Origin of the sequence: Bradyrhizobium sp. AUGA SZCCT0176 (assembly GCF_018130145.1) — a bacterium.
Classification (GTDB): domain Bacteria; phylum Pseudomonadota; class Alphaproteobacteria; order Rhizobiales; family Xanthobacteraceae; genus Bradyrhizobium.
This window is the reverse complement of record NZ_JAFCMB010000027.1, coordinates 24,707-45,092: the sequence shown is the minus strand read 5'-3', so window position 1 is coordinate 45,092 and position 20,386 is coordinate 24,707. Positions and strand designations below refer to the sequence as shown.

The 20,386-nt window shown below is 64.4% G+C and carries 22 protein-coding genes; 14 read left to right on the top strand and 8 right to left on the bottom strand.

Features of this window, described 5'->3' with window-relative positions:
* Positions 1 to 8: 8 nt before the first annotated feature.
* Together JQ600_RS33250 and JQ600_RS33245 are read right to left on the bottom strand one after the other, a co-directional pair.
* Positions 9 to 1,154: an ABC transporter substrate-binding protein gene (locus JQ600_RS33250; RefSeq protein WP_249133266.1), complete on the bottom strand. Its 1,146-nt coding sequence runs from the start codon at positions 1,152 to 1,154 to the stop codon at positions 9 to 11.
* Between the two features lie 88 nt (positions 1,155 to 1,242).
* Positions 1,243 to 2,217, bottom strand: coding sequence for a nitronate monooxygenase family protein (locus JQ600_RS33245; protein WP_212392136.1), 975 nt, complete (start codon positions 2,215 to 2,217; stop codon positions 1,243 to 1,245).
* A 145-nt stretch (positions 2,218 to 2,362) separates the two neighbouring features.
* On the opposite strand from JQ600_RS33245, the gene JQ600_RS33240 reads away from it, so the two are divergent.
* Positions 2,363 to 3,250 carry a LysR family transcriptional regulator gene (locus JQ600_RS33240; RefSeq protein WP_212392135.1) on the top strand — a complete coding sequence of 296 codons (888 nt, stop codon included), beginning with the start codon at positions 2,363 to 2,365 and terminating at the stop codon, positions 3,248 to 3,250.
* A 2-nt stretch (positions 3,251 to 3,252) separates the two neighbouring features.
* On the opposite strand, the gene JQ600_RS33235 is transcribed toward JQ600_RS33240, so the two are convergent.
* Complete coding sequence (locus JQ600_RS33235) at positions 3,253 to 3,900, bottom strand: DNA-3-methyladenine glycosylase (protein WP_212392134.1); 648 nt, start codon at positions 3,898 to 3,900, stop codon at positions 3,253 to 3,255.
* Positions 3,901 to 3,937: 37 nt separating this feature from the next.
* Between JQ600_RS33235 and gluQRS the strand changes: the two genes are divergently transcribed.
* Complete coding sequence (gene gluQRS, locus JQ600_RS33230; RefSeq protein WP_212392133.1) at positions 3,938 to 4,822, top strand: tRNA glutamyl-Q(34) synthetase GluQRS; 885 nt, start codon at positions 3,938 to 3,940, stop codon at positions 4,820 to 4,822.
* 87 nt (positions 4,823 to 4,909) lie between these two features.
* Positions 4,910 to 6,160 (top strand): ATP-binding protein, encoded by a 1,251-nt coding sequence (locus JQ600_RS33225; protein ID WP_212392160.1) that lies wholly within the window; start codon positions 4,910 to 4,912, stop codon positions 6,158 to 6,160.
* On the opposite strand, the gene JQ600_RS33220 is transcribed toward JQ600_RS33225, so the two are convergent.
* Positions 6,096 to 6,947 (bottom strand): YihY/virulence factor BrkB family protein, encoded by an 852-nt coding sequence (locus JQ600_RS33220; protein ID WP_212269618.1) that lies wholly within the window; start codon positions 6,945 to 6,947, stop codon positions 6,096 to 6,098. The genes JQ600_RS33225 and JQ600_RS33220 overlap by 65 nt on opposite strands.
* Positions 6,948 to 7,127: 180 nt before the next feature.
* Between JQ600_RS33220 and JQ600_RS33215 the strand changes: the two genes are divergently transcribed.
* The 6 genes from JQ600_RS33215 (at position 7,128) to JQ600_RS33190 (ending at position 11,163) form a co-directional block, all read left to right on the top strand.
* A complete protein-coding gene (locus JQ600_RS33215) occupies positions 7,128 to 7,322 on the top strand; it encodes a twin transmembrane helix small protein (RefSeq protein ID WP_192738322.1) in 195 nt (64 codons plus the stop codon).
* A gap of 23 nt (positions 7,323 to 7,345) precedes the next feature.
* Entirely contained in the window at positions 7,346 to 7,918 is a 573-nt protein-coding gene (locus tag JQ600_RS33210) for a cob(I)yrinic acid a,c-diamide adenosyltransferase (RefSeq protein ID WP_212269603.1), read from the top strand.
* A 225-nt stretch (positions 7,919 to 8,143) separates the two neighbouring features.
* On the top strand, positions 8,144 to 8,893 hold the full coding sequence (locus JQ600_RS33205) for an electron transfer flavoprotein subunit beta/FixA family protein (protein ID WP_192738320.1): 750 nt from the start codon (positions 8,144 to 8,146) through the stop codon (positions 8,891 to 8,893).
* A complete protein-coding gene (locus JQ600_RS33200; protein WP_212269602.1) occupies positions 8,893 to 9,843 on the top strand; it encodes an electron transfer flavoprotein subunit alpha/FixB family protein in 951 nt (316 codons plus the stop codon). The genes JQ600_RS33205 and JQ600_RS33200 overlap by 1 nt, the downstream gene beginning before the upstream one ends.
* Positions 9,844 to 10,031: 188 nt before the next feature.
* Entirely contained in the window at positions 10,032 to 10,913 is an 882-nt protein-coding gene (locus tag JQ600_RS33195) for a 3-hydroxybutyryl-CoA dehydrogenase (RefSeq protein WP_212392314.1), read from the top strand.
* A gap of 61 nt (positions 10,914 to 10,974) precedes the next feature.
* Positions 10,975 to 11,163 (top strand): hypothetical protein, encoded by a 189-nt coding sequence (locus tag JQ600_RS33190; RefSeq protein ID WP_212269601.1) that lies wholly within the window; start codon positions 10,975 to 10,977, stop codon positions 11,161 to 11,163.
* 5 nt (positions 11,164 to 11,168) lie between these two features.
* Here the strand turns inward: JQ600_RS33190 and tlpA are convergent, their stop codons facing one another.
* Positions 11,169 to 11,858: a thiol:disulfide interchange protein TlpA gene (tlpA, locus tag JQ600_RS33185; protein ID WP_409363358.1), complete on the bottom strand. Its 690-nt coding sequence runs from the start codon at positions 11,856 to 11,858 to the stop codon at positions 11,169 to 11,171.
* Between the two features lie 128 nt (positions 11,859 to 11,986).
* On the opposite strand from tlpA, the gene argH reads away from it, so the two are divergent.
* The 4 genes from argH to JQ600_RS33165 all read left to right on the top strand — a co-directional run bounded on the left by argH (position 11,987) and on the right by JQ600_RS33165 (position 15,465).
* Positions 11,987 to 13,384, top strand: a complete 1,398-nt coding sequence (gene argH / locus JQ600_RS33180) for an argininosuccinate lyase (RefSeq protein WP_212392316.1) — start codon at positions 11,987 to 11,989, stop codon at positions 13,382 to 13,384.
* A gap of 113 nt (positions 13,385 to 13,497) precedes the next feature.
* A complete protein-coding gene (lptM, locus tag JQ600_RS33175) occupies positions 13,498 to 13,770 on the top strand; it encodes an LPS translocon maturation chaperone LptM (RefSeq protein ID WP_212392317.1) in 273 nt (90 codons plus the stop codon).
* A 111-nt stretch (positions 13,771 to 13,881) separates the two neighbouring features.
* On the top strand, positions 13,882 to 15,147 hold the full coding sequence (lysA, locus tag JQ600_RS33170; RefSeq protein WP_212392318.1) for a diaminopimelate decarboxylase: 1,266 nt from the start codon (positions 13,882 to 13,884) through the stop codon (positions 15,145 to 15,147).
* A 57-nt stretch (positions 15,148 to 15,204) separates the two neighbouring features.
* Complete coding sequence (locus tag JQ600_RS33165) at positions 15,205 to 15,465, top strand: DUF3551 domain-containing protein (protein WP_212392319.1); 261 nt, start codon at positions 15,205 to 15,207, stop codon at positions 15,463 to 15,465.
* A 38-nt stretch (positions 15,466 to 15,503) separates the two neighbouring features.
* Here the strand turns inward: JQ600_RS33165 and JQ600_RS33160 are convergent, their stop codons facing one another.
* Positions 15,504 to 16,415, bottom strand: a complete 912-nt coding sequence (locus tag JQ600_RS33160) for an NAD(P)-dependent oxidoreductase (RefSeq protein WP_212392320.1) — start codon at positions 16,413 to 16,415, stop codon at positions 15,504 to 15,506.
* 128 nt (positions 16,416 to 16,543) lie between these two features.
* The gene (locus tag JQ600_RS33155) at positions 16,544 to 16,924 is read right to left on the bottom strand and encodes a carboxymuconolactone decarboxylase family protein (protein ID WP_212392321.1); all 381 of its coding nucleotides are present in this window, start codon (positions 16,922 to 16,924) and stop codon (positions 16,544 to 16,546) included.
* A gap of 177 nt (positions 16,925 to 17,101) precedes the next feature.
* Between JQ600_RS33155 and JQ600_RS33150 the strand changes: the two genes are divergently transcribed.
* The gene (locus JQ600_RS33150; protein ID WP_212490311.1) at positions 17,102 to 19,762 is read left to right on the top strand and encodes a TIGR02302 family protein; all 2,661 of its coding nucleotides are present in this window, start codon (positions 17,102 to 17,104) and stop codon (positions 19,760 to 19,762) included.
* Between the two features lie 221 nt (positions 19,763 to 19,983).
* Here JQ600_RS33150 and JQ600_RS33145 read toward each other — a convergent pair whose 3' ends face one another.
* Positions 19,984 to 20,358, bottom strand: a complete 375-nt coding sequence (locus JQ600_RS33145; RefSeq protein WP_212269592.1) for a response regulator — start codon at positions 20,356 to 20,358, stop codon at positions 19,984 to 19,986.
* Positions 20,359 to 20,386: the final 28 nt, after the last annotated feature.

Here is a 20,386-nt window from a genome sequence, read left to right as displayed (position 1 = left end):
CGTGCTCCCTATCGGTCGTCCAGAATTTCACCAAAGCCGACCCAGCTCTTGCCGTCGAAGCGCCGCAGTCGCAATTGCTGGAACGGCAGATAATCCTCGGCATCGGTCGACACGGTTATATCAGGCAACAGCAGCGGCAGCGAAACCTGGCGCAGTGAAGCTGCCTGGCGCATGACGTTCTCGCGGCTGAAATCGTCCTTGCACGCAGCGAGCACCTTCGTCATCAGGTTGGCATAATGGTAGCCCGCCGCGTAGTTCGAATTGTTGAGATCGGCATTGGGCAAGTACTGTTTCATGAACGCGAAATACTCTTTCACGCCGGCGTCATTGGCCCATTGAGCGTCCATCGTGTCCTTCTGGTTGCTCGACGAAATCAGCCCGACCGCGTTTTCCAGTCCGCCGGGCTCCAGGAACGAGATCGATGACGCCGATGTCGGCACAAAGAACAGGTCGGGCTTCCAGCTCAGTTCGGCGACGCCCTTGATCATCTGCGAGGTGAATTTCCCGAGCACGACGCCGAACATCACGTTGGCGCCGGAGGCCTTCAGCGTCGCGAGCTGCGAACTGATGGTCGGCGCGCTGGTCTCATAGCTCGCCTCGGAGACGATCATGGTCGCGGCTTTGTCTCCCAGCGCGCGCTTGAAGCCGGCGACATAGTCGCGGCCGAAATCGTCGTTCTGCGCCAGGATGGCGATCTTCGCGTCCGGCTTGGCTTGCAATATGTACTTGGCATAGACGACGCCCTCGGATTGATAGGTCGCCATGCCCGGCATGGTCCACGGGTAATTCTTCGGGTCGGCCCATTTGGTGGCGCCGCTCAGCACGAACAGCTGCGGCACCTTTTTGCTGTTGAGGTAGCGATGCACGGCGTTGTTGGTCGCGGTACCCAGCGAGCCGAACATGACAAGCACTTCTTCCTGCTCGACCAGCTTGCGGGTCTGCTCCACCGTCTTGGGCGGCGAGTAGGCGTCGTCGAGGGTGATGAACTTGACCTTACGGCCGTTGATGCCGCCGTCCGCGTTGACCTTCTCGAAATAGGCCTCCTGCGCCCGGCCGATGACGCCGAAGCCGGACACCGGCCCGCTATAGGGCAGCGTCTGGCCGATACGGATTTCGCCCTTGTCGTCGGCGGCGACGGCTGCGGTCGCCAACATTGCGAACACAATGCTCAATGCAGTGCGTGACACGCTCATCGTTCCCATCCCTCTGTTTTGATTGTTGTCGAAGCCGGGGGCGCGCCGCCTAAGCGCGCGCCCGCCTCAGAAAGTCGCTGCCGGCGTCGTCGAATTCGGCTTTCAGGCGCGCGACGAGTTCGGCGACCGGCGGCGCATCATTGATCTGGCCGATGCCCTGGCCCGAGCCCCAGATGTCGCGCCACGCCTTGGACTTGGTGTTGCCGCCGGAGCCGAAATTCATCTTGGTCTTGTCGGCGACCGGCAGATTGTCGGGATCGAGGCCCGCGGCCACGATCGAGGGGCCGAGATAATTGCCGTGCACGCCGGTGAACAGGTTCGAATAGACGATGTCATGGGCGGCGTGCTCGGTCAGCGCCTTCTTGTAGGCGAGGTCGGCATTGGCCTCTTCGGTGGCGATGAAGCGGGTGCCCATGTAGGCGAGGTCGGCGCCGAGCGCGAGCGCGGAGGCAATGCTCCAGCCGTCGGAGATCGCGCCCGACAGCAGGATGGTGCCCTTGAACCATTGCTTGACCTCGCGCAGCAGCGCGAATGGCGACAGCGTACCGGCATGCCCGCCGGCGCCGGCGCAAACCAGAATTAACCCGTCGACGCCCTGTTCGGCAGCCTTGCGTGCATGCTTGACGTTGATCACATCGTGGAACACGACACCGCCATAGGAATGCGCGGCTTCGACGATCTCCAGCGGCGGCCGCAGCGAGGTGATGATGATCGGAACCTGGTGCTTGACGCAGGTTTCCATGTCTTTCATCAGCCGGTCGTTGGAGGCGTGGCAGATCTGGTTGACCGCATAGGGCGCGACCTTCTTCTCCGGGTGCAGCGCCTTGTACTCACCGAGTTCGTCCTCGATTCGGCTCAGCCATTCGCCGAGCTTTTCGACCGGCCGCGCGTTCAGCGCCGGAAACGATCCGACGATCCCGGCCTTGCACTGGGCGATCACGAGCTCCGGCCCGGACACGATGAAAAGTGGCGAGCCAACCACCGGCAGTTCAAGCGAATTGGCAAGCGACGCTGGCAACGGCATTCAATCCTCCCTTTGGGTTTTGAGGCCGGCGAACGGTTCCGCTCCAGCCGGCTTGCTTACGCCCTGCATTATAGGGCTGGACGGGCCGCCGCCGACGTTCAATATTGAACAGCTGACTATTCAGTAATGAACATATGGGTCGCCGATGGACTGGGACTTGTGCAAGACCTTCGTCGCAGTGGCCGAAACCCGCAGCTTCGCCGCGGCGGCGCGCCAGCTCCGTTCCAGCCATCCGACGGTCGGCCGCAAGATCGCCGAACTGGAGGGCCAGCTCGGCATACCCCTGTTCGCGCGCTCCAACGAAGGCCTGTCGCTGACCTCGCAGGGCCGCAAATTCCGTGAGCATGTCGACGCCATGGCGGCGGCGGCGTTGCGCGCCGAGGCCGCGGTGTCGGCGACCGGTGCGGACGCCCGCGGCGTCGTCAAGCTCTCGATCGGGGCGACCTTTGCCTCGCACTGGCTGATGCCGCGGCTGGGCCCGTTCCTGCGCGCGCACGACCACATCCAGATCGAGATCATCACCCATCCGTTTCCGGCCAGCGTGCGCCGCCGCGAGGCTGATGTCGTGCTGCGTCCGGTGGACAGCGGCGAAGAGAATTTGATCGGCCGCAGGATCGGCCGGCTCGGCACCGGCTTCTACGCCTCGCGCGCCTATGCGGCGCGGCGACGGCTGCCGGAGCGGCGCGACGAATGGAAGGGGCACAGCGTCATCGGCTTCGCCGACCGGGCCTCGAACGAACGCCTGGCGCGCTGGAGCGATCTCATCACCCGGCAGGGAACGGTGGTGCTGCGCTGCTCGTCGCAGGGCGACATGCTGGCCGCGGCGAAGGCCGGCCTTGGGATCTCGGCGCTGTCCTGCTTCGTCGCTGCCGGCGATCCCGATCTGGTGCGGGTCGCGCCGCAAAAACTCGTCAGCGTAGCCGATCTCTTTCTGCTGGCGCATCCGGATCTGGTCGAACTCCCCGCCGTGCGCGCGGTGATCGACTTCGTCACGGCATGCGCGCGCGAGGACCGGGTGAGATTGCGCGGCTAAGGTTACTTCGCAAGCACACCCTCGCGCTTCTTCAGCACGCGATAATAGCTCCACCACAGATGCGCGGCAGCTCCGCGCATCGGACGCCACGGTTCGGCCAGCGGCGCCATCTGTTTGGCGGTCGGACGCGTCTGCAGGCCGAGCCCGATTTTGATCGCTTCCTGGATCGCGATATCGCCGGCCGGCCAGGCGTCGCCATGGCCGAGGCAGAACAGCAAATAGACGTCGGCGGTCCATGGGCCGATGCCATGCAGCGCCGTCAACGTATGGTGCGCGGCGTCGGCATCCTCTTCCGCCAGCACGTCGAGGTTCAACCGCTCCGCGGCCAGTTCGCGCGCGATGTTCTTCAGCGTCTTGATCTTGGCCGCCGAAAGGCCGAGCCGTCCGAGGCGGTCGGCACGCGCCTTGCGGATGGGTTCGGGATCGAACGGATCGAACGCGGCGGTGAGGCGCCCCCAGATCGCCCCGGCGCTGGCGGTGGAGAGTTGCTGACCGCACACGATATGCGCCAGCCCGGCAAAGCCCGGCTCGCGCTGGCGCAGCGCCGGCATGCCCGTGAGTTCGAGAATCGGTTTGAGCCGCTTGTCCTGTACGACGAGGGCCGCAATCGCGTCTTCGAGGTCGGCCTGGGAGTTGAGGTGAATGGTCATTGCCCGTTAAAACCATCATGTCCTGCGAAAGAGATCAATGCCGTCACCTGTGTTCCGATTTGCGCCAAGCCCCAATGGCTACCTCCATCTCGGCCACGCTTTTTCGGCGCTGTTGAATTTCGAGCTGGCGCGCGCGAGCGGTGGAAGATTCCTGCTCCGCATCGAGGATATCGACGCGGCGCGGTGCCGGCCGGAATTCGAGGCCGCGATCTATCAGGACCTTGAATGGCTCGGCATTGGCTGGGAAGCGCCGGTGCGGCGGCAATCCGAACATCTTTCCGACTTTCGCGAGGCGGTGGAAAAACTGTCAGGCCGCGGCCTGATCTATCCCGCCTTCGAGAGCCGCGCGGAAATCGCCCGTCTGGTCGCCGAACGGGAATCCGCCGCGAAAACCGGAACGTCCTGGCCGCGTGATCCCGATGGCGCGCCGCTCTATCCGGGCGCCGCGAAGTCGTTTTCCGCGCCGGCGCGGCGGCAATTGATCGAACAGGGGCTGCCTTACGCGTTGCGGCTCGATATGGCGGCGGCCATGGCACAAGCGCCCGATCTCGCCTGGATCGAGCACGGCGAGGGCGCTGGCGGCGAAACCGGGCTCGTGGCCGCCCGGCCGGAAGCCTGGGGCGACGTCATCCTGGCGCGAAAGGAGACGCCGACCGGCTATCATCTGTCTGTTGTGATCGACGACGCCCTGCAGGGCGTCACCGACGTGGTGCGCGGCCACGACCTGTTCTGGTCGACCAGCGTGCACCGGCTGCTGCAATCGCTGCTCGGTGTTCCGCAACCGGCCTACCGGCATCACCGGCTGGTCCTCGACGACGCCGGACAGAAACTGTCGAAGTCGACCAAGGCCACTGCCTTGCGCGAATTGCGTGGGCAGGGCGCCACGCCTGCCCACATCCGCCGCCTGCTGGGACTTCCGTAGTTCTACTGCTGTGAGCTGCCGCAAAGGCCTTCGTGACTCCGGCCGCCGTGGCATGCCATGCTGATCAAGGACGGGGTGTGGGGGACCATGGCGGCAAAACCGCGCGTACAGCGTACAACACGGCTGACCAAGAGGCAGCCGAAGAAGAAGCGCGTATCGCGCGTTGCCGCGAAGAAACGCGGTTCGCGGAAAGCGGCGGCCGGGCCCGGCGTGGTCGAAGTGGCGCTGGCGGCCTTTGCCCACGAGGTGCGCACGCCGCTGACCGGCATTCTCGCGATCAGCAATCTCTTGGCCACCTCCGACCTCGACGAGCGCGAACGGCGCTGGATCGACACCATCAAGGCCGGCGCGGAACACCTGGCGAGCCTTGCGACCTTGTTCGTCGATGCCGCGCGCAGCAGCGGTCCCGGGCTCACCGTGCGCCACGATTTCTTCGATCTGCGCACGCTCGCGCGCAACGCCGGCGATTCGCTGACCGGGCGGGCGGCGGCGAAGGGCCTGCAGTCGTCGGTCGAGATCTCTGAAAAGCTGCCGGCATTCGCCGTCGGCGATCCCGTACGGCTGCGGGCCGCGCTGGAGAACCTGATCGACAATGCGGTGAAATTCACCGAACAGGGCAGCGTCACGCTTGTTGTGTCGCCGCTGCGCGCGCCCAGGGGCAAAATCGGCGTCGCCTTTGCGGTCTCCGACAGCGGCATCGGCCTCACGCTCAGCGAGATCAAGCGCCTGTTCCGCCCGTTCTCGCAGGCCAATGTCTCGATCGCCTCAAAGTTCGGCGGCACCGGGCTTGGGCTGTCGTCGGTCAAGCAGCTCGCGCGCGCCATGGGCGGCGACATCGTGGTGACGCAGCGGCGCGGCGGCGGCACCGCCTTCACGCTCAGCGTCGTGATTTCGCCGGCCAAGGGCCCGATTACGATCATGACGGGGGCCGACGGCGAGCCGTCGACCGGGGCGCTGCGGCCCTTGCACCTGCTCAGCGTCGAGGACAATCCGTTCGGCCGCGTCGTGCTCAACGCCATCCTGACCGAACTCGGCCATCAGACCGAGTTCATCGGCCAGGGCGAGGCGGCGCCGGAGCGGATCGCGCAAGGAAGTTTCGACGCGGTGCTGATGGACATGGTGCTGCCGGGCATCGACGGCATCGAGGCTATCCGGCGCATTCGGGCGCTCGATCCGCCGTTCGGCCGCATCGCCATCATCTGTGTGTCGGGGCGCGGCGAGGACGAGGCGGCCTCGCGCGCTGCGGGGGCCGACGCCTTCCTGGTCAAGCCGGTCAGTCCACGTGCGCTAGCGACTGCGCTGCTTGAAGCGACACGCCGTGCGGCAGCCGCGACTTGATGATCGCTGCGTTGAGTTCGCCGCCATAAACGAAGATAGCGGCGATGAAATACAGGAACACAAGCGCGATAATGACGGATGCCAATCCCGCATACATCGTCACGTAGTTGCTGGCGAAGCGCGTCAGATACTGGCCGAACACGATGCCCGACAGCAGCGACGCAACCAAAGTGAAAATAATACCGGGCAGGATCTGCAGAAAGCCCCGGCGTCCCGCCGGCAGCCACGCGTGCAGGATGAAGAGGGCGATGATCAGCGCGCCGATGGTGACGCTGTAGCGGGTGACGTTGAGGAAGTGCTCGTTGGTCTCGACGAAGAAGGGAATGTGGCGCCGCGCCGCCTCCAGCATCAACGGAAACAGCACGATCAGGAACGCCATCGCCAGCGCGGTGAAGGCGGCGACCAGCGTGTAGCCGATCGATTCCAGCCGCAGCCAGTACCAGCTGCGCGGCTCGATCACGGAATAGGCGCGGTTCAGCGCCACCCGCAGCGCCTCGACGCCGTTCGAGGCGAAATACACCGCCAGCACCGCGCCGATGGTCAGCAGGTCGCCGCGGGTCGTGGTCAGCACGTCGTGAATTTCGCCTGAAAGCGAATCGGCGACCTGCTGCGGCCACACCTGCAACAACAGTTCAACGGACTGGTCGGCAAGTTCCTTGGAGCCGACAAAGGCGGCCAGCGAGGTCAGCACGATCAGGAACGGAAACAGCGCCATCAGCGTCGACAGCGCGATATGACTGGCGATCGCCCAGCCGTCATCGGCGAGGAACGTATAAAATGCATCCATCACGACGTGATAGACGTACTTGGCCTGCCTCACATGCCACCCTGGCCTTGCGATTGACGGTTCGATCCGAACATCACCCTAGCTTCTGATATTATTGGGCTAAAAGCCAGATCGATCAGGCATCGGTGCAGGCTCTGTGAACGTATGGCGGCCGGCCCGGCGCGGTGTTATGTAGCGCCGATGGCATCCTTTTTTGGTTCGATTGTTCTGCCCATCGCGGTCGCTGCTGTTGCGATCGTGTTGTTATTGGGTCTCATCAACATGATGCGGGGCGGCTCGCCCAGCCGCTCGCAGAATCTGATGCGGCTGCGGGTGCTGCTGCAATTCATCGCCATCGTCATCACGATGGCCGTGGTCTGGGCGATGGGCAAATAGGGCAAGTAAGAGGGGATCCGCCAATGGTCGTGCTTAATCGAATCTACACGCGGACCGGCGATGACGGCACCACCGCGCTCGGCAGCGGCGAACGCCGCCCGAAATATGATCTGCGCGTCAGCGCCTATGGAACCGTGGACGAGACCAACGCCGCGATCGGCGTGGTGCGGCTGCATCTGGCGCAGGCGCGCGAACTCGATGCGATGCTGGGCCTGATCCAGAACGACCTGTTCGATCTCGGCGCCGATCTCGCGGTGCCCCAGCGCGACGGCAAGGCGGAGCGGCTGCGCATGCTGTCCAGCCAGGTCGAGCGGCTCGAGCGCGATATCGATACGCTCAACGCCCATCTGGCGCCCCTGACCTCCTTTGTGCTGCCCGGCGGCACCCCCGCTGCGGCATACCTGCACCTCGCTCGCACCATATGTCGCAGAGCGGAACGGATCATGGTGGAACTGGCGGCCAGGCCGGAAGAGCCGGTCAGCGAGCCTGCCATACAATATATGAACCGCCTGTCGGATTTCCTGTTCGTCGCCAGCCGCGCCATGAACGATAATGGCGCCGGGGACGTGTTGTGGGTGCCCGGCCAGAACCGCTAAACATAGCGTTTTCCAGCGAAGTGGACCCGGTTCGCGCTCAGAAAACGCGTCAAAAAAAGGAATCCGGAGCCCCGTTTCGATAATCGAAACGGAACAGGCTCTGGCCTTCCAAAGGGGTCGATTTTTGGCTTTCGCGCGTTGACCGCCGATAGCGGGACCTTTAGGTTCCGCGCCCAAGCTAATAGAGAGCTCACCAAACCCCAGAATTCAAGCGAAAGAGGATCGATGAAGGTTCTTGTGCCGGTAAAACGGGTGGTCGATTACAACGTCAAGGTCCGCGTCAAGAGCGACGGAACGGGCGTGGAACTCGCCAACGTGAAGATGTCGATGAATCCGTTCGACGAAATCGCCGTCGAGGAAGCGCTGCGGCTGAAGGAAGCCGGCAAGGCGACCGAAGTGGTGGTGGTATCGATCGGGCCCGCACAGGCCTCCGAGACGATCCGGACCGGTCTTGCGATGGGCGCCGACCGCGGCATCCTGGTCAAGGCCGAAGGCAATGTCGAACCGCTGGCGGTCGCCAAGATTCTCAAAGCCATCGTCGACGAAGAGAAGCCCGGCCTCGTCATCCTCGGCAAGCAGGCGATCGACGACGACTCGAACCAGACCGGCCAGATGCTGGCCGCACTTCTCGGCTGGTCGCAGGCGACCTTTGCCTCCAAGCTCGAAGTCGACGGCTCCGATTTCAAGGTGACGCGCGAAGTCGACGGCGGCCTGCAGACCCTCAAGCTGAAGGGACCGGCCATCGTCACCACCGATCTCCGCCTCAACGAGCCGCGCTACGCCTCGCTGCCCAACATCATGAAGGCGAAGAAGAAGCCGATCGCCGACAAGAGCGCAGCCGACTACAGCGTCGATCTCACGCCGCATCTCGAAGTGCTGAAAACCACCGAGCCGCCCGGCCGCAAGGGAGGCGTCAAGGTCAAGGACGTCGCCGAACTGATTTCCAAGCTCAAGACCGAAGCCGGGGTTCTCTGATGACCACGCTGTTGATTGCCGAACACGACCACGAGGCCCTCAAGGACTCCACCAACAAGGCGCTGACCGCGGCCACCCAGCTGGGCGCCGAGGTTCACGTGCTGGTCGCCGGTGGCGGCCAGGGCACCAAGGCGGCGGCCGAGGCGGCGGCGAAGCTGGCCGGCGTCACCAAGGTGCTGGTTGCCGAGGGCGACGCCTATGCCCATGACCTTGCCGAGCCGCTGGCGGCGCTGATCGTGGCGCTGGCGCCGTCCTATGACGCCTTCGTCGCGCCCGCGACTTCGCGCTTCAAGAACGTGATGCCGCGCGTCGCCGCCTTGCTCGACGTGATGCAGGTGTCCGAAATCATCAAGGTGATTTCACCCGACACGTTCGAGCGGCCGATCTACGCCGGCAACGCGATCCAGACCGTGAAGTCCAAGGACGCCAAGAAGGTCATCACGGTACGGACCTCGACCTTCGCCGCGGCCGGTGACGGCGGCAGTGCTGCGATCGAGAACGCCGCCTCCGCGGCCGATCCGGGCCTCTCCACCTTCGTCGGCGAGGAAGTCGCCAAAAGCGACCGCCCCGAACTGACGTCCGCGAAAATCATCGTCTCCGGCGGCCGCGCCATGCAGAGCCGCGAGAACTTCGCCAAGTACATCGAGCCGCTCGCCGACAAGTTAGGCGCCGGCGTCGGCGCCTCGCGCGCCGCCGTCGATGCCGGCTATGCGCCGAACGACTGGCAGGTCGGCCAGACCGGCAAGGTGGTGGCGCCGGAGCTCTATGTCGCGATCGGCATCTCCGGCGCGATCCAGCATCTCGCCGGCATGAAGGATTCCAAGGTGATCGTTGCGATCAACAAGGATGAGGACGCGCCGATCTTCCAGGTCGCCGATTACGGCCTGGTCGCGGATTTGTACCAGGCGGTTCCGGAGTTGACCGAGGCGCTCGGCAAGCTCGGAAAATAACGGCAGTCAAACAGCGGCCGGACGCGTAAGCTCCGGCCGGTGTTAATCTAGGGACAGCGTTTTCAAGCGAAGTGGCTACCGGGTTCGCTTGAAGAAAACGCGTCGAAAACAGGTTTAAGCCTCGGTTCGGACCGGGGCCTAACGGGATGAACTGGCGCGATATGCGTGCCGTTCGAGTGGATGACAAGATGGCGGTGACAATCAAGAAGGTCGGCGTGATCGGCTCGGGCCAGATGGGCAATGGCATCGCCCATGTGGCGGCGCTGGCCGGCCTGGACGTGGTGCTCAACGATGTCTCCGCCGACCGGCTGAAATCGGCGATGGCGACCATCAACGGCAACCTGTCGCGCCAGGTGGTCAAGAAGGTCATCACCGAGGACGCGCGCAAGCAGGCGCTGGACCGTATTACGTCGACCGAAACCTTCGATGGGCTTTCGGACTGCGACCTCGTGATCGAGACCGCGGTCGAAAAGGAAGAGGTCAAGCGCAAGATCTTCCACGACGTCTGCGCGGTGCTGAAGCCGGAAGCGATTGTCGCCACCAATTCTTCGTCGATTTCGATCACGCGGCTCGCCGCCTCGACCGACCGTCCCGAGAAATTCATCGGCATTCATTTCATGAATCCGGTGCCGGCGATGGAACTGGTCGAACTGATCCGCGGCATCGCCACCGATGACGAGACCTTCGATACCGCCAAGGCTTTTGTCACCAAGGTCGGCAAGCAGATCGCGGTGTCCGAGGATTTCCCGGCCTTCATCGTCAACCGCATCCTGCTGCCGATGATCAACGAGGCGATCTACACGCTGTACGAAGGCGTCGGCAATGTCGAGGCGATCGATGCGGCGATGAAGCTCGGCGCGCACCATCCGATGGGCCCGCTGGAACTGGCCGATTTCATCGGCCTCGATACCTGCCTGTCGATCATGCAGGTGCTGCATGAGGGGCTGGCGGATTCGAAATACCGGCCGTGTCCGCTCTTGGTGAAATACGTCGAAGCCGGCTGGCTCGGCCGCAAGACCCAGCGCGGCTTCTACGATTACCGCGGCGACAAGCCGGTCCCGACGCGCTGAGCCTCAATTTCTCGTTAACCAGCCTCGGCTAGGGTCTCCCGGCGTTTCGGGAGTCGTGCGTATGGACATGATGGCTATGGTCTCGAGCATGCTCGCCATGCAGGCGGGCGGTCTGCAGCAGCAGATTCAGACCTCGATGATCAAACAGAACAACGACGCCGAGAAATTCGCGGTCCAGACTCTGCTCGGCACCCCCTCGACGGCCAACCTTGCGCCGGGCGTCGGCGGCAATCTGAACGCGATCGCCTAAAACCTCTAGAACCCCGCCGTCACCGGCTTCACCGCGGCCTTGATCAGCGCAATCGCGTCGTCGCTGGCCCATTCGGCGGGACCGGCCAGATTGGCGATTTCGCAGCCCTGGCCGTCCACCAGGATCGAAGTCGGCATGCCCAGCGCCTTGCCTATGCCCTTAAGGTCCTGAAAAACCTTGGCTTTCGCGTCGGTGAAATAGGCCAGTTTGGTCAGATTGGCCTCTTTCAGGAAGTTTTTGGGCTTTTCGGGATCGCGGGTGTCGATGTTGATCGCGACCACCTCGAAATCCTTGCCGCCGAGCTTGGTCTGCAGGCTGTCGAGCGCCGGCATCTCTTTCCGGCAGGGCACGCACCAGGTGGCCCACAGATTGACCAGCACGGTCTTGCCGCGCCAGTCCGAGAGTTTTCGGGGCTTGCCCTCGGCATCTTCGAACGCGAGGTCGGGGAGCCGGAGCGGGCTGGTGGCCATGGTCAGCGCGGCGACCTCGCCATGCGCCAAAGGCCCGATCCTCCGCGCCAGCTCGACCGCGCCCGCACAGGCGGCATCGCCGCCCGAGCCGCGCTTGAAGCCGCCGAACCCGTAGACCCCGGCAAAGCCGATCGCCGCCCCAATCAGGACCGCGCCGACGGCGATGGGGATCCGGCGCGTGGCGGCCGGGCGAGGGGCAGGCGTTTCGGGCATATCGTTTGTCATCCTGTATCAGATACGGCTATGCAGTGCTCATGTTACGGCCGAAACCGGCACGGCGTTTCGCCGGTTTCGACGATAAATGCCAGACCTGAATAGCCAGCACCTGAATAAGAAGTCGTGAGCGAGAAGTCATGAGCAACAAGATGTGGGGCGGCCGGTTCACCGAGCGTCCCGATGCGATCATGGAGGAAATCAACGTCTCCATCGACGTCGATCGTCACATGTATTCCCAGGACATCGCCGCGTCCAAGGCCCACGCCGCGATGCTCGCCGCGCAGGGCATTATCACGGCCGGTGATGCGAAAAATATCGGCAAAGGTCTAGACACGATTCTGTCAGAAATCGAAAAAGGGTCGTTCGATTTCAAGCGCGCGCTCGAAGACATCCATATGAACGTCGAGAGCCGGTTGACCGATCTGATCGGCCCCGCCGCCGGCCGGCTGCACACCGCGCGTTCGCGCAACGACCAGGTCGCGACCGATTTTCGTCTGTATGTGCGCGACACCATCGATGAGACCGATGCGGCGCTGGCGGCATTCCAATATGTCCTGGTAGAGCGGGCGCTGGAACACGCCGGCACGGTGATGCCCGGTTTCACCCATCTGCAGACCGCCCAGCCCGTGACGCTCGGGCATCATCTCCTGGCCTATGTCGAGATGGCCGCGCGCGACCGCGGCCGCTTTGCGGATGCGCGCAAGCGGCTGAACGAATCACCGCTCGGTGCGGCCGCGCTCGCCGGCACCTCGTTTCCGATCGACCGCCACGCCACCGCCAAGGCGCTCGGCTTCGACCGGCCAATGGCCAATTCGCTCGACGCGGTCTCGGACCGCGACTTCGTGCTCGAAACCCTGTCGGCGGCGTCGATCGCGGCGGTGCATATGTCGCGCTTCGCCGAGGAGATCGTGATCTGGACCTCGCCGCTGGTCGGCCTCATCAGGCTGAGCGACAAGTTCACCACGGGATCCTCGATCATGCCGCAAAAGCGCAACCCCGATGCGGCCGAACTGGTGCGCGCCAAAACCGGGCGGGTGATCGGCGCGCTGACGGCGCTCTTGATCGTCATGAAGGGGCTGCCGCTCGCCTATCAAAAGGACATGCAGGAGGACAAGCAGGGCGCGATGGAAGCGTTCGCAGCCCTCTCGCTGGCGATCCGGGCGATGACCGGCATGGTTGCCGACCTCGTGCCCGACGAGAACAGGATGAAGGCGGCCGCGGGCGAGGGCTATGCCACCGCCACCGATCTCGCCGACTGGCTGGTGCGGACGCTGAAAATGCCGTTCCGCGACGCCCATCACGTCACCGGGCGCATCGTCGGTCTTGCTTCGAAACAGGGCGTGGCGCTGCACGAGCTGCCGCTGAAGGCGATGCAGGAGGTCGAGCCGAAGATTACGGCAGAGGCGCTGCGCGTATTGTCGGTGGAGGCGTCCGTCAAGAGCCGCACCAGCTATGGCGGCACGGCGCCGAAGAATGTGACAGCCCAGGCCAAGTCCTGGCTGAAGCGGCTGGAAAAAGAGCGAAAATTGGGCTGAGGCCAAAAATTTCGCTGTAATTTCTTGGGTTTTTCTTGGGTTTCATGGGGGCGTCAGGCCTCGCCATCGCAAGGCAATCTTTGTATGGTGCGGCGCGCATTGGGGATTTAGTCGTGACACGTAACTACCGGCCGACTTCGTCGGGATGGGCCATCATCCTGCTGAGCGTGAGCGCGCTTGCGCTCGGCGGCTGCGGCCGCAAGGGCGGCCTTGATCTGCCGCCGAGCGCCTCGAATGCGTCGTCGCAATCCGCGGCCACCGATTCGGAGACCGAGCGCGCGGCGCAGCCGGGGGTATACAATCCGGGCTTCGGGTCAGACGCCCCGCCGGAGGCGGCCAGAGGCAAAAAGAAACCATTCATACTCGACCCGCTGCTGGGTAACTGAGCATTTCGCTTTGACGCGTTTTCCGCCGCAGATAAGTACACGCAATCTGCGTAAACTTGATTGCGCTGCGAACCGGTTCCCACTTCGCTTGAAAACGCTATAAGGCGCACCATGAATCACTTCGACTATCGCAACGGCGTGCTCCACGCCGAGGCGGTCAATCTTTCCCATCTCGCGGATGCCGTGGGAACGCCGTTCTATTGCTATTCGACCGCGACGCTGGAGCGCCACTACCGGGTGTTCACCGAGGCCTTCGCCGGCGAGAAGACGCTGGTCTGCTACGCCATGAAGGCCAATTCCAACCAGTCGGTGCTGCGCACGCTGGCGAAACTCGGCGCCGGCGCCGACGTGGTTTCCGGCGGCGAGTTGAAGCGGGCGCTGGCGGCGGGGATCCCCGCAAACAAGATCCTGTTTTCCGGCGTCGGCAAGACCGAGGCGGAACTTCGCGCCGCGCTGGCGGCGGATATCCTCTGCATCAACGTCGAATCCGAGCCTGAACTCGAGCTGTTGTCGCGGCTCGCGGTCGAAATGGGCCGTACCGCGCGGATTTCGGTGCGCGTCAATCCCGACGTCGATGCCGGCACCCACGCCAAGATCGCCACCGGGAAATCCGAGAACAAGTTCGGCGTGCCGATTGCGCGTGCCCGCGAAGTCTACGCCCGTGCCGCAAGGCTGCCCGGGATCGAGGTCACCGGCACCGACATGCATATCGGCAGCCAGATCACGGATCTGAGCCGCATGGAGACCGCTTTCCGGATTCTCTCCGACTTCGTGCGGACCTTGCGCGCCGACGGCCACAACATCTCGCATATCGATTTCGGCGGCGGGCTCGGCATTCCCTATCACATGGACCGCGAAGCGCCGCCGCTGCCGTCAGCCTATGCCGCGATGGTCAAGCGGGTGACGCATAATCTCGGCTGCACGCTGATGTTTGAGCCGGGCCGGATGATCGTCGGCAATGCCGGCATCCTCGTTGCGCGCGTGATCTACGTGAAGCCGGGCGACGCCAAGAATTTCGTCGTCATCGACGCCGCGATGAACGATCTGATCCGCCCCACGCTGTATGAGGCCCATCACGACATCCTGCCGGTCCGCGAAGCTGCGCCGGGCACGCCGACGATCACCGCCGACGTGGTCGGGCCGGTCTGCGAGACCGGTGATTATCTGGCGCTCGACCGCCAGATCCCCGAGCCCAAGGCCGGCGATCTCCTGGCGATCATGACGGCCGGCGCCTATGGCGCGGTGCAATCAGGCTTTTACAACACCCGCGCGCTGGTGCCGGAAGTGTTGGTCAAGAACGATCAATTCGCGGTGGTGCGTCCGCGCATCGAGGTCGACGAACTGATCGCGATGGACCGGCAGGCGCCGTGGCTGTGACCCAAGGCATATTTGTCAGCGCGCGCTGACATTGTGCCGATTTCAAAGGAGGTTCCGATGCGCATTCTGGCTTTGGCTGTCTTGACGATGGCGGCGGTTTCGGCGACGTCGCCGGCGCGCGCCCAGACCTATAATCCGAGGTATCCGGTCTGCCTCAAGGCCATCCAGAATTTCGGTGGTGAACGCATCGAATGCACCTATACCTCGCTGGAGCAATGCAACGCGACCGCGCTGGGCCTTCCCGCCCAGTGCATCGAGAATCCGTATTACGGCGGACGTCCGGAAGGCAGCGGCCGGCGTTATCGCCAAGGCTATTAGCGGCTATTAGCGATCGAGCTCCGGGGGTGCGCGGCGCGCTACTTCGCCGCGTGACTGCCGCCCTTGGCGCCGCCGACGATCACACCCGCGGCCTTTTCGATCGGCTTGATCGCCTCGGTGAAATCCGACCCCTCGCCCTGATCGCGGATCACCACTTCCCACAGGCGCCCGACCGCTTCGGCGACCTCCATCGACAGCCCCAGTGACTTCATTTCGTCCAGCGCGAGCCGCACGTCTTTCACCATCAGACCGGTGGCGAAGCCGAAGTCGAACGTCCGCGGCAGCACCGCGCGCGGAAATTTGTCGCGGCTGGCGGTATTCATTCCCGAGCCGGCATTGATCACGTCGATCATCACGGCCGGATCGAGCCCCGATTTGACGCCCATCACCACCGCTTCCGAGGTCGCCACCATCGCGGTGGCCGACAGGAAATTATTGGCGAGCTTCATGGTCTGCGCGGAACCCGGTTTCTCGCCAATGAAGAACACCTTGCCGATGACGCCGAGCGCGGGCTTCAACATGTCGCAATCGGCGCGCGGGCCCGACACCATCACGGCGAGCGTGCCTTTTTCCGCGCCGCCGACGCCGCCGCTGACAGGAGAGTCTATCTGCACGATGTTCTTCGCGGCCAGGAGGCCGTGAATCCGCGTTGCCATTTGCGAGCCGACGGTGGAGAGGTCGATGAAGCGCTTGACGCGCTTGCCGTCGATCACGCCGCCGGCGCCGGTGGCGACGTCGAGCGAGGCCTGCAACGACGGCAGGCTCGCCAGCACCGTTTCGCAGCGATTGGCGATATCCTTTGGCGATGACGCCACTTGCGCGCCGAGCGCCACAAGCTTGTCGGTGGCTTCCTTCCGCGTATCGAACACGGTGAGCTGGTGGCCTGCCTCGATCAGGCGGCGCGCCATCGGGAAGCCCATCTTGCCGAGGCCGATGAATCCGATTTCCATGGTGTTGATTTTCCTTGTTTCGTCATTGCGAGCGCAGCGACGCAATCCATTCTTTCTTTGTGCGGCGAGGTGGATTGCTTCGCTTCGCTCGCAATGACGGAAAATTCTTGGTGGAGTGTTGGTCGGTTCTAAGCCTTGTCCATTTCCGCGAACACCTCGCGCGCGATGCGAAAGCTGTCGACGCCGGCGGGCGCGCCGGCATAGATCGCGACCTGCATGAAGATTTCGCGGATCTCGTCTTTGGTCACGCCGTTGGTCAGCGCGCCCTTGATGTGGGTGCGCAGTTCATGCGGCCGGTTCAGGATCGAGATCATGGCGAGGTTGAGCATGCTGCGGGTCTTGCGCGGCAGTTCCTCGCGGCCCCACACCGCGCCCCAGCAATATTCGGTGAGCAGCTCCTGGAATGGGCGGTTGAAATCGTCGACGTTCTTCAGGGCGTTGTTGACATAGGCCTCGCCGAGCACGGCTTTGCGCACTTCCAGGCCCTTGTCGTAGGTCTTCTTGTCCATGACGTTCCTCCGGTATTCTTGCGGTATTTTTGCGGGTTCGGGCGGACGTTAGGGGGTGGAAGCCCCGCAGTCACGCCTTCGTGTTATGCGTATTTCCGGGTGTGGGTTGGCCGTGGAAACGGGTGCCTCATTGCCGCCGCTGTGCTAGGCTGATTTGTCGGCAACCCGGAGAGTTTATTGAACGGCGCCAACCCTGACCCCACGGAGCCAGCGCGCGAGCCGGATGCGGTGGCGCGGCTTCAACTGACGCAGGCCCTGCAGCGGGCCCAGTACGCGATCGCGTGGGAGCGCGGATGGCCGATTCTGGCCCGGCTATTGACCGTCGTCGGACTGTTTCTGGTGGCGTCCTGGGCCGGATTGTGGCTGGCGCTGCCGTTTGTCGCCCGTGTCGTCGGCATCGCCTTGTTCGCAGGCCTCGCGCTCGGCGCGTTGTACCCGATTTTGCGCTATCGCTGGCCGACCCGTGAAGAGAGCCTGAGCCGGCTCGACCGCGGTACCGGCATTCGCCATCGCCCGGCGACCGCGCTCACCGACACGCTGGCCAGCAAGGATCCGATCGCGCTGGCCCTCTGGAAGGAGCAGCGCGAGCGGACGCTGGCCTCGATCAAGCGGATCCGCGCCGGTCTGCCGTCGCCGCGGCTGCCGATCCACGATCCCTGGGCGTTGCGTGCGCTGGTCATGGTGATGGCGGTGGCGGCCTATTTTGCCGCCGGTGACGAGCGCGCGATGCGCATCGCAGCCGCCTTCGACTGGAACGGGGTGCTGGCGCCGGCCAATGTCCGGGTCGATGCCTGGGTGACGCCGCCGGTCTACACCAGCAAGCCGCCGATCATTCTTTCCGCCGCGAGCAAGGACGCTGGAACCAATAGCGGGCCGCTGGCGGTTCCGGCCGGCAGCACGCTGCTGGTGCGCTCCAGCGGCGGCTCGATCGATGTTGTGGTGGGCGGCGGCGTCACTGAAGTCGCGCCCAGCGAACAGGCGCCGAAGGGCACCAACGAGCGGCATTTCAAGATCGCCGGCGACGGCACCGCCCATGTCCGTGCGCCGGCCGGCCAGCCGCAATGGCGGTTCGCCGCGACGCCCGACCGTGCCCCGACCATTTCGCTGGCGAAGGATCCCGAGCGCCAGGCCCGTGGCTCGCTGCAGATGTCCTACAAGCTCGAGGACGATTACGGCGTTACCGAAGCGCGCGCCTCCTTCGCGGCCCGGCCGGCCGATCCCGGCAAGGAAGCAGTCAGGGAAATCGTCAAGGAACCGGCAAGGGGCGCCAAGGGCGGAGACAAGACCGCCGAGAAGACTGCCGAGAAGACTGCCGAAAAAACCGCCGAGGCGCGCCCGCTGTTCCCGGCGCCGCAGTTTCCGCTGGCCCTGCCGAACGCGCGCACCCGCAATGGTGTCGGCCAGACCGTCAAGGATCTCAGCGAGGATCCCTATGCCGGCGCCGACGTCACGCTGACGCTGACGGCCAAGGACGAGGCCGGCAATGAAGGCCGCAGCGAGCCGTTCAACATGCGGCTGCCGGAGCGGCTGTTCACCAAGCTCTTAGCGCGCGCGCTGATCGAGCAGCGCCGCATCCTGGCGCTCGACGCCAACCAGAATGGCCAGGTCTATGCCGCGCTTGCCGCGCTGATGATCGCGCCGGAATTGTTTACGCCGGAAGCCGGCCATTATCTCGGCCTATACAGCGTCTCGCGCCAGCTCGAGGCGGCGCGCACCGATGACGCCATGCGCGAGGTGGTGGCGAGCCTGTGGTCGCTCGCGGTCACGATCGAGGACGGCAACATCACCGATGTCGACAAGGCGTTGCGCGCGGCGCAGGAGGCGCTGAAGCAGGCGCTGGAGCGCGGCGCCAGCGACGAGGAGATCAAGAAGCTCACCGACAATCTGCGGGCCGCTCTGGATAATTTCCTGCGCCAGCTCGCCGAACAGCTCAAGAACAATCCGCAGCAACTGGCGCGGCCGCTCGATCCCAATACCAAGATGCTGAGCCAGCAGGATCTCAAGAGCATGCTCGACCGGATGGAGCGGCTGTCACGCTCCGGCGACAAGGATGCGGCAAAGCAATTGCTGGAGCAGCTGCAGCAGATGCTGGAAAACCTGCAGATGGCGCAGCCCGGGCAGGGCGGCGACAACGACATGGAGCAGGCGCTGAACGAACTCGGCGACATGATCCGCAAGCAGCAGCAATTGCGCGACAAGACCTACAAGCAGGGCCAGGATTCGCGGCGCGATCGTCAGCGCGGCAAGCAGGGCGAGCAGAGCATGGGCGACCTGCAGCAGGACCAGCAGGGCCTGCGCGACCGCTTGAAGAAATTGCAGGAAGAACTCGCCAAGCGCGGCATGGGTCCGAGCCAGCGCGGCGAGAAAGGCCAGCGCGGCGAAAAGGGTCAGCAGGGTCAGCAAGGCCAGCCCGGCGGCGACCAGGGCGACGGCGAGGACGGCCTGGAGCAGGCCGATGGCGCGATGGGTGACGCCTCCGGCCGGCTCGGCGAAGGCAACGCCGACGGTGCGGTGGATTCGCAAGGCCGCGCGCTGGATGCGCTGCGCAAGGGCGCCCAGAGCCTCGCCGAAGCGATGCAGCAGGGCGACGGCGACCAGCCGGGAGACGGCCCGGGCAATCCGAACGGCCGGCAGCAGGGCGCGCAACGGAATACCGATCCGCTCGGGCGGCCAATGCGCAGCAACGAGTTCAGCGACGACTATTCGGTGAAGATCCCCGGCGAGATCGACGTGCAACGCGTGCGCCGCATTCTGGAAGAACTGCGCCGGCGCCTCGCCGATCCGGCCCGCCCGCAGATCGAACTCGATTACATCGAGCGGCTGCTGAAGGATTACTAGAGCGGCTTCGGCGTGCTTACCCTCCCCTGGAGGGGGAGGGTCGACGCGAAGCGGCGGGGTGGGGTGACGGTCTCTCCACACGAACAGTGTGCAAGGTGAGAGACCGTCACCCCACCCCGTTTCGCATTTCGCTGCGCTTCATGCGAACCGACCCACGAGCAAGCTTCGCTTGTCTCGGACCCCTCCAGGGGAGGGTTGAGCCGCTCACAAGATGATCCGCGCTACATCTTCCTTGCCGCCAGCGCATCGGCGACCGCGGTGCGGATATCGGCCACCGAAAACGGCTTTGTCACCACGTCATGCACGATCGCATTGAGGCCGGAGGCGCGTTCGCGCTGATCGGCAAAGCCGGTCATCAGCAGAATCTTGAGGTTGGGGAAATCGCGCGCCGCCGCCAGCGCCAGCGCGATCCCGTCCATCACGGGCATCTGGATGTCGGTGAGCAGCAGGTCGAACGCACCCTTCTCGCGCGTCAGGATTTCAAGCGCCTCGGCGCCGTCCTCGGCGGTGACGGTGTCATGGCCGTCCATGGCGATGGCGCGCGCCACCAGGGAGCGCATCGAGTCTTCGTCGTCGGCAATCAATACACGCGGCATGGCAACAGCTCATTTGCGAGCGGGACGT

Coding starts and splice junctions, on each gene's coding strand:
- tlpA (WP_409363358.1), bottom strand. CDS start 11,858: ATGACAAACGATATGCCCGAAACGCCTGCCCCTCGCCCGGCCGCCACG.
- JQ600_RS33235 (WP_212392134.1), bottom strand. CDS start 3,900: ATGACCATTCACCTCAACTCCCAGGCCGACCTCGAAGACGCGATTGCG.
- lysA (WP_212392318.1), top strand. CDS start 13,882: ATGAATCACTTCGACTATCGCAACGGCGTGCTCCACGCCGAGGCGGTC.
- JQ600_RS33225 (WP_212392160.1), top strand. CDS start 4,910: ATGGCGGCAAAACCGCGCGTACAGCGTACAACACGGCTGACCAAGAGG.
- JQ600_RS33215 (WP_192738322.1), top strand. CDS start 7,128: ATGGCATCCTTTTTTGGTTCGATTGTTCTGCCCATCGCGGTCGCTGCT.
- JQ600_RS33190 (WP_212269601.1), top strand. CDS start 10,975: ATGGACATGATGGCTATGGTCTCGAGCATGCTCGCCATGCAGGCGGGC.
- JQ600_RS33165 (WP_212392319.1), top strand. CDS start 15,205: ATGCGCATTCTGGCTTTGGCTGTCTTGACGATGGCGGCGGTTTCGGCG.
- JQ600_RS33210 (WP_212269603.1), top strand. CDS start 7,346: ATGGTCGTGCTTAATCGAATCTACACGCGGACCGGCGATGACGGCACC.
- JQ600_RS33155 (WP_212392321.1), bottom strand. CDS start 16,924: ATGGACAAGAAGACCTACGACAAGGGCCTGGAAGTGCGCAAAGCCGTG.
- argH (WP_212392316.1), top strand. CDS start 11,987: ATGAGCAACAAGATGTGGGGCGGCCGGTTCACCGAGCGTCCCGATGCG.
- JQ600_RS33145 (WP_212269592.1), bottom strand. CDS start 20,358: ATGCCGCGTGTATTGATTGCCGACGACGAAGACTCGATGCGCTCCCTG.
- JQ600_RS33250 (WP_249133266.1), bottom strand. CDS start 1,154: ATGTTGGCGACCGCAGCCGTCGCCGCCGACGACAAGGGCGAAATCCGT.
- gluQRS (WP_212392133.1), top strand. CDS start 3,938: ATGCCGTCACCTGTGTTCCGATTTGCGCCAAGCCCCAATGGCTACCTC.
- JQ600_RS33160 (WP_212392320.1), bottom strand. CDS start 16,415: ATGGAAATCGGATTCATCGGCCTCGGCAAGATGGGCTTCCCGATGGCG.
- JQ600_RS33205 (WP_192738320.1), top strand. CDS start 8,144: ATGAAGGTTCTTGTGCCGGTAAAACGGGTGGTCGATTACAACGTCAAG.
- JQ600_RS33195 (WP_212392314.1), top strand. CDS start 10,032: ATGGCGGTGACAATCAAGAAGGTCGGCGTGATCGGCTCGGGCCAGATG.
- JQ600_RS33240 (WP_212392135.1), top strand. CDS start 2,363: ATGGACTGGGACTTGTGCAAGACCTTCGTCGCAGTGGCCGAAACCCGC.
- JQ600_RS33220 (WP_212269618.1), bottom strand. CDS start 6,947: ATGGATGCATTTTATACGTTCCTCGCCGATGACGGCTGGGCGATCGCC.
- JQ600_RS33245 (WP_212392136.1), bottom strand. CDS start 2,217: ATGCCGTTGCCAGCGTCGCTTGCCAATTCGCTTGAACTGCCGGTGGTT.
- JQ600_RS33200 (WP_212269602.1), top strand. CDS start 8,893: ATGACCACGCTGTTGATTGCCGAACACGACCACGAGGCCCTCAAGGAC.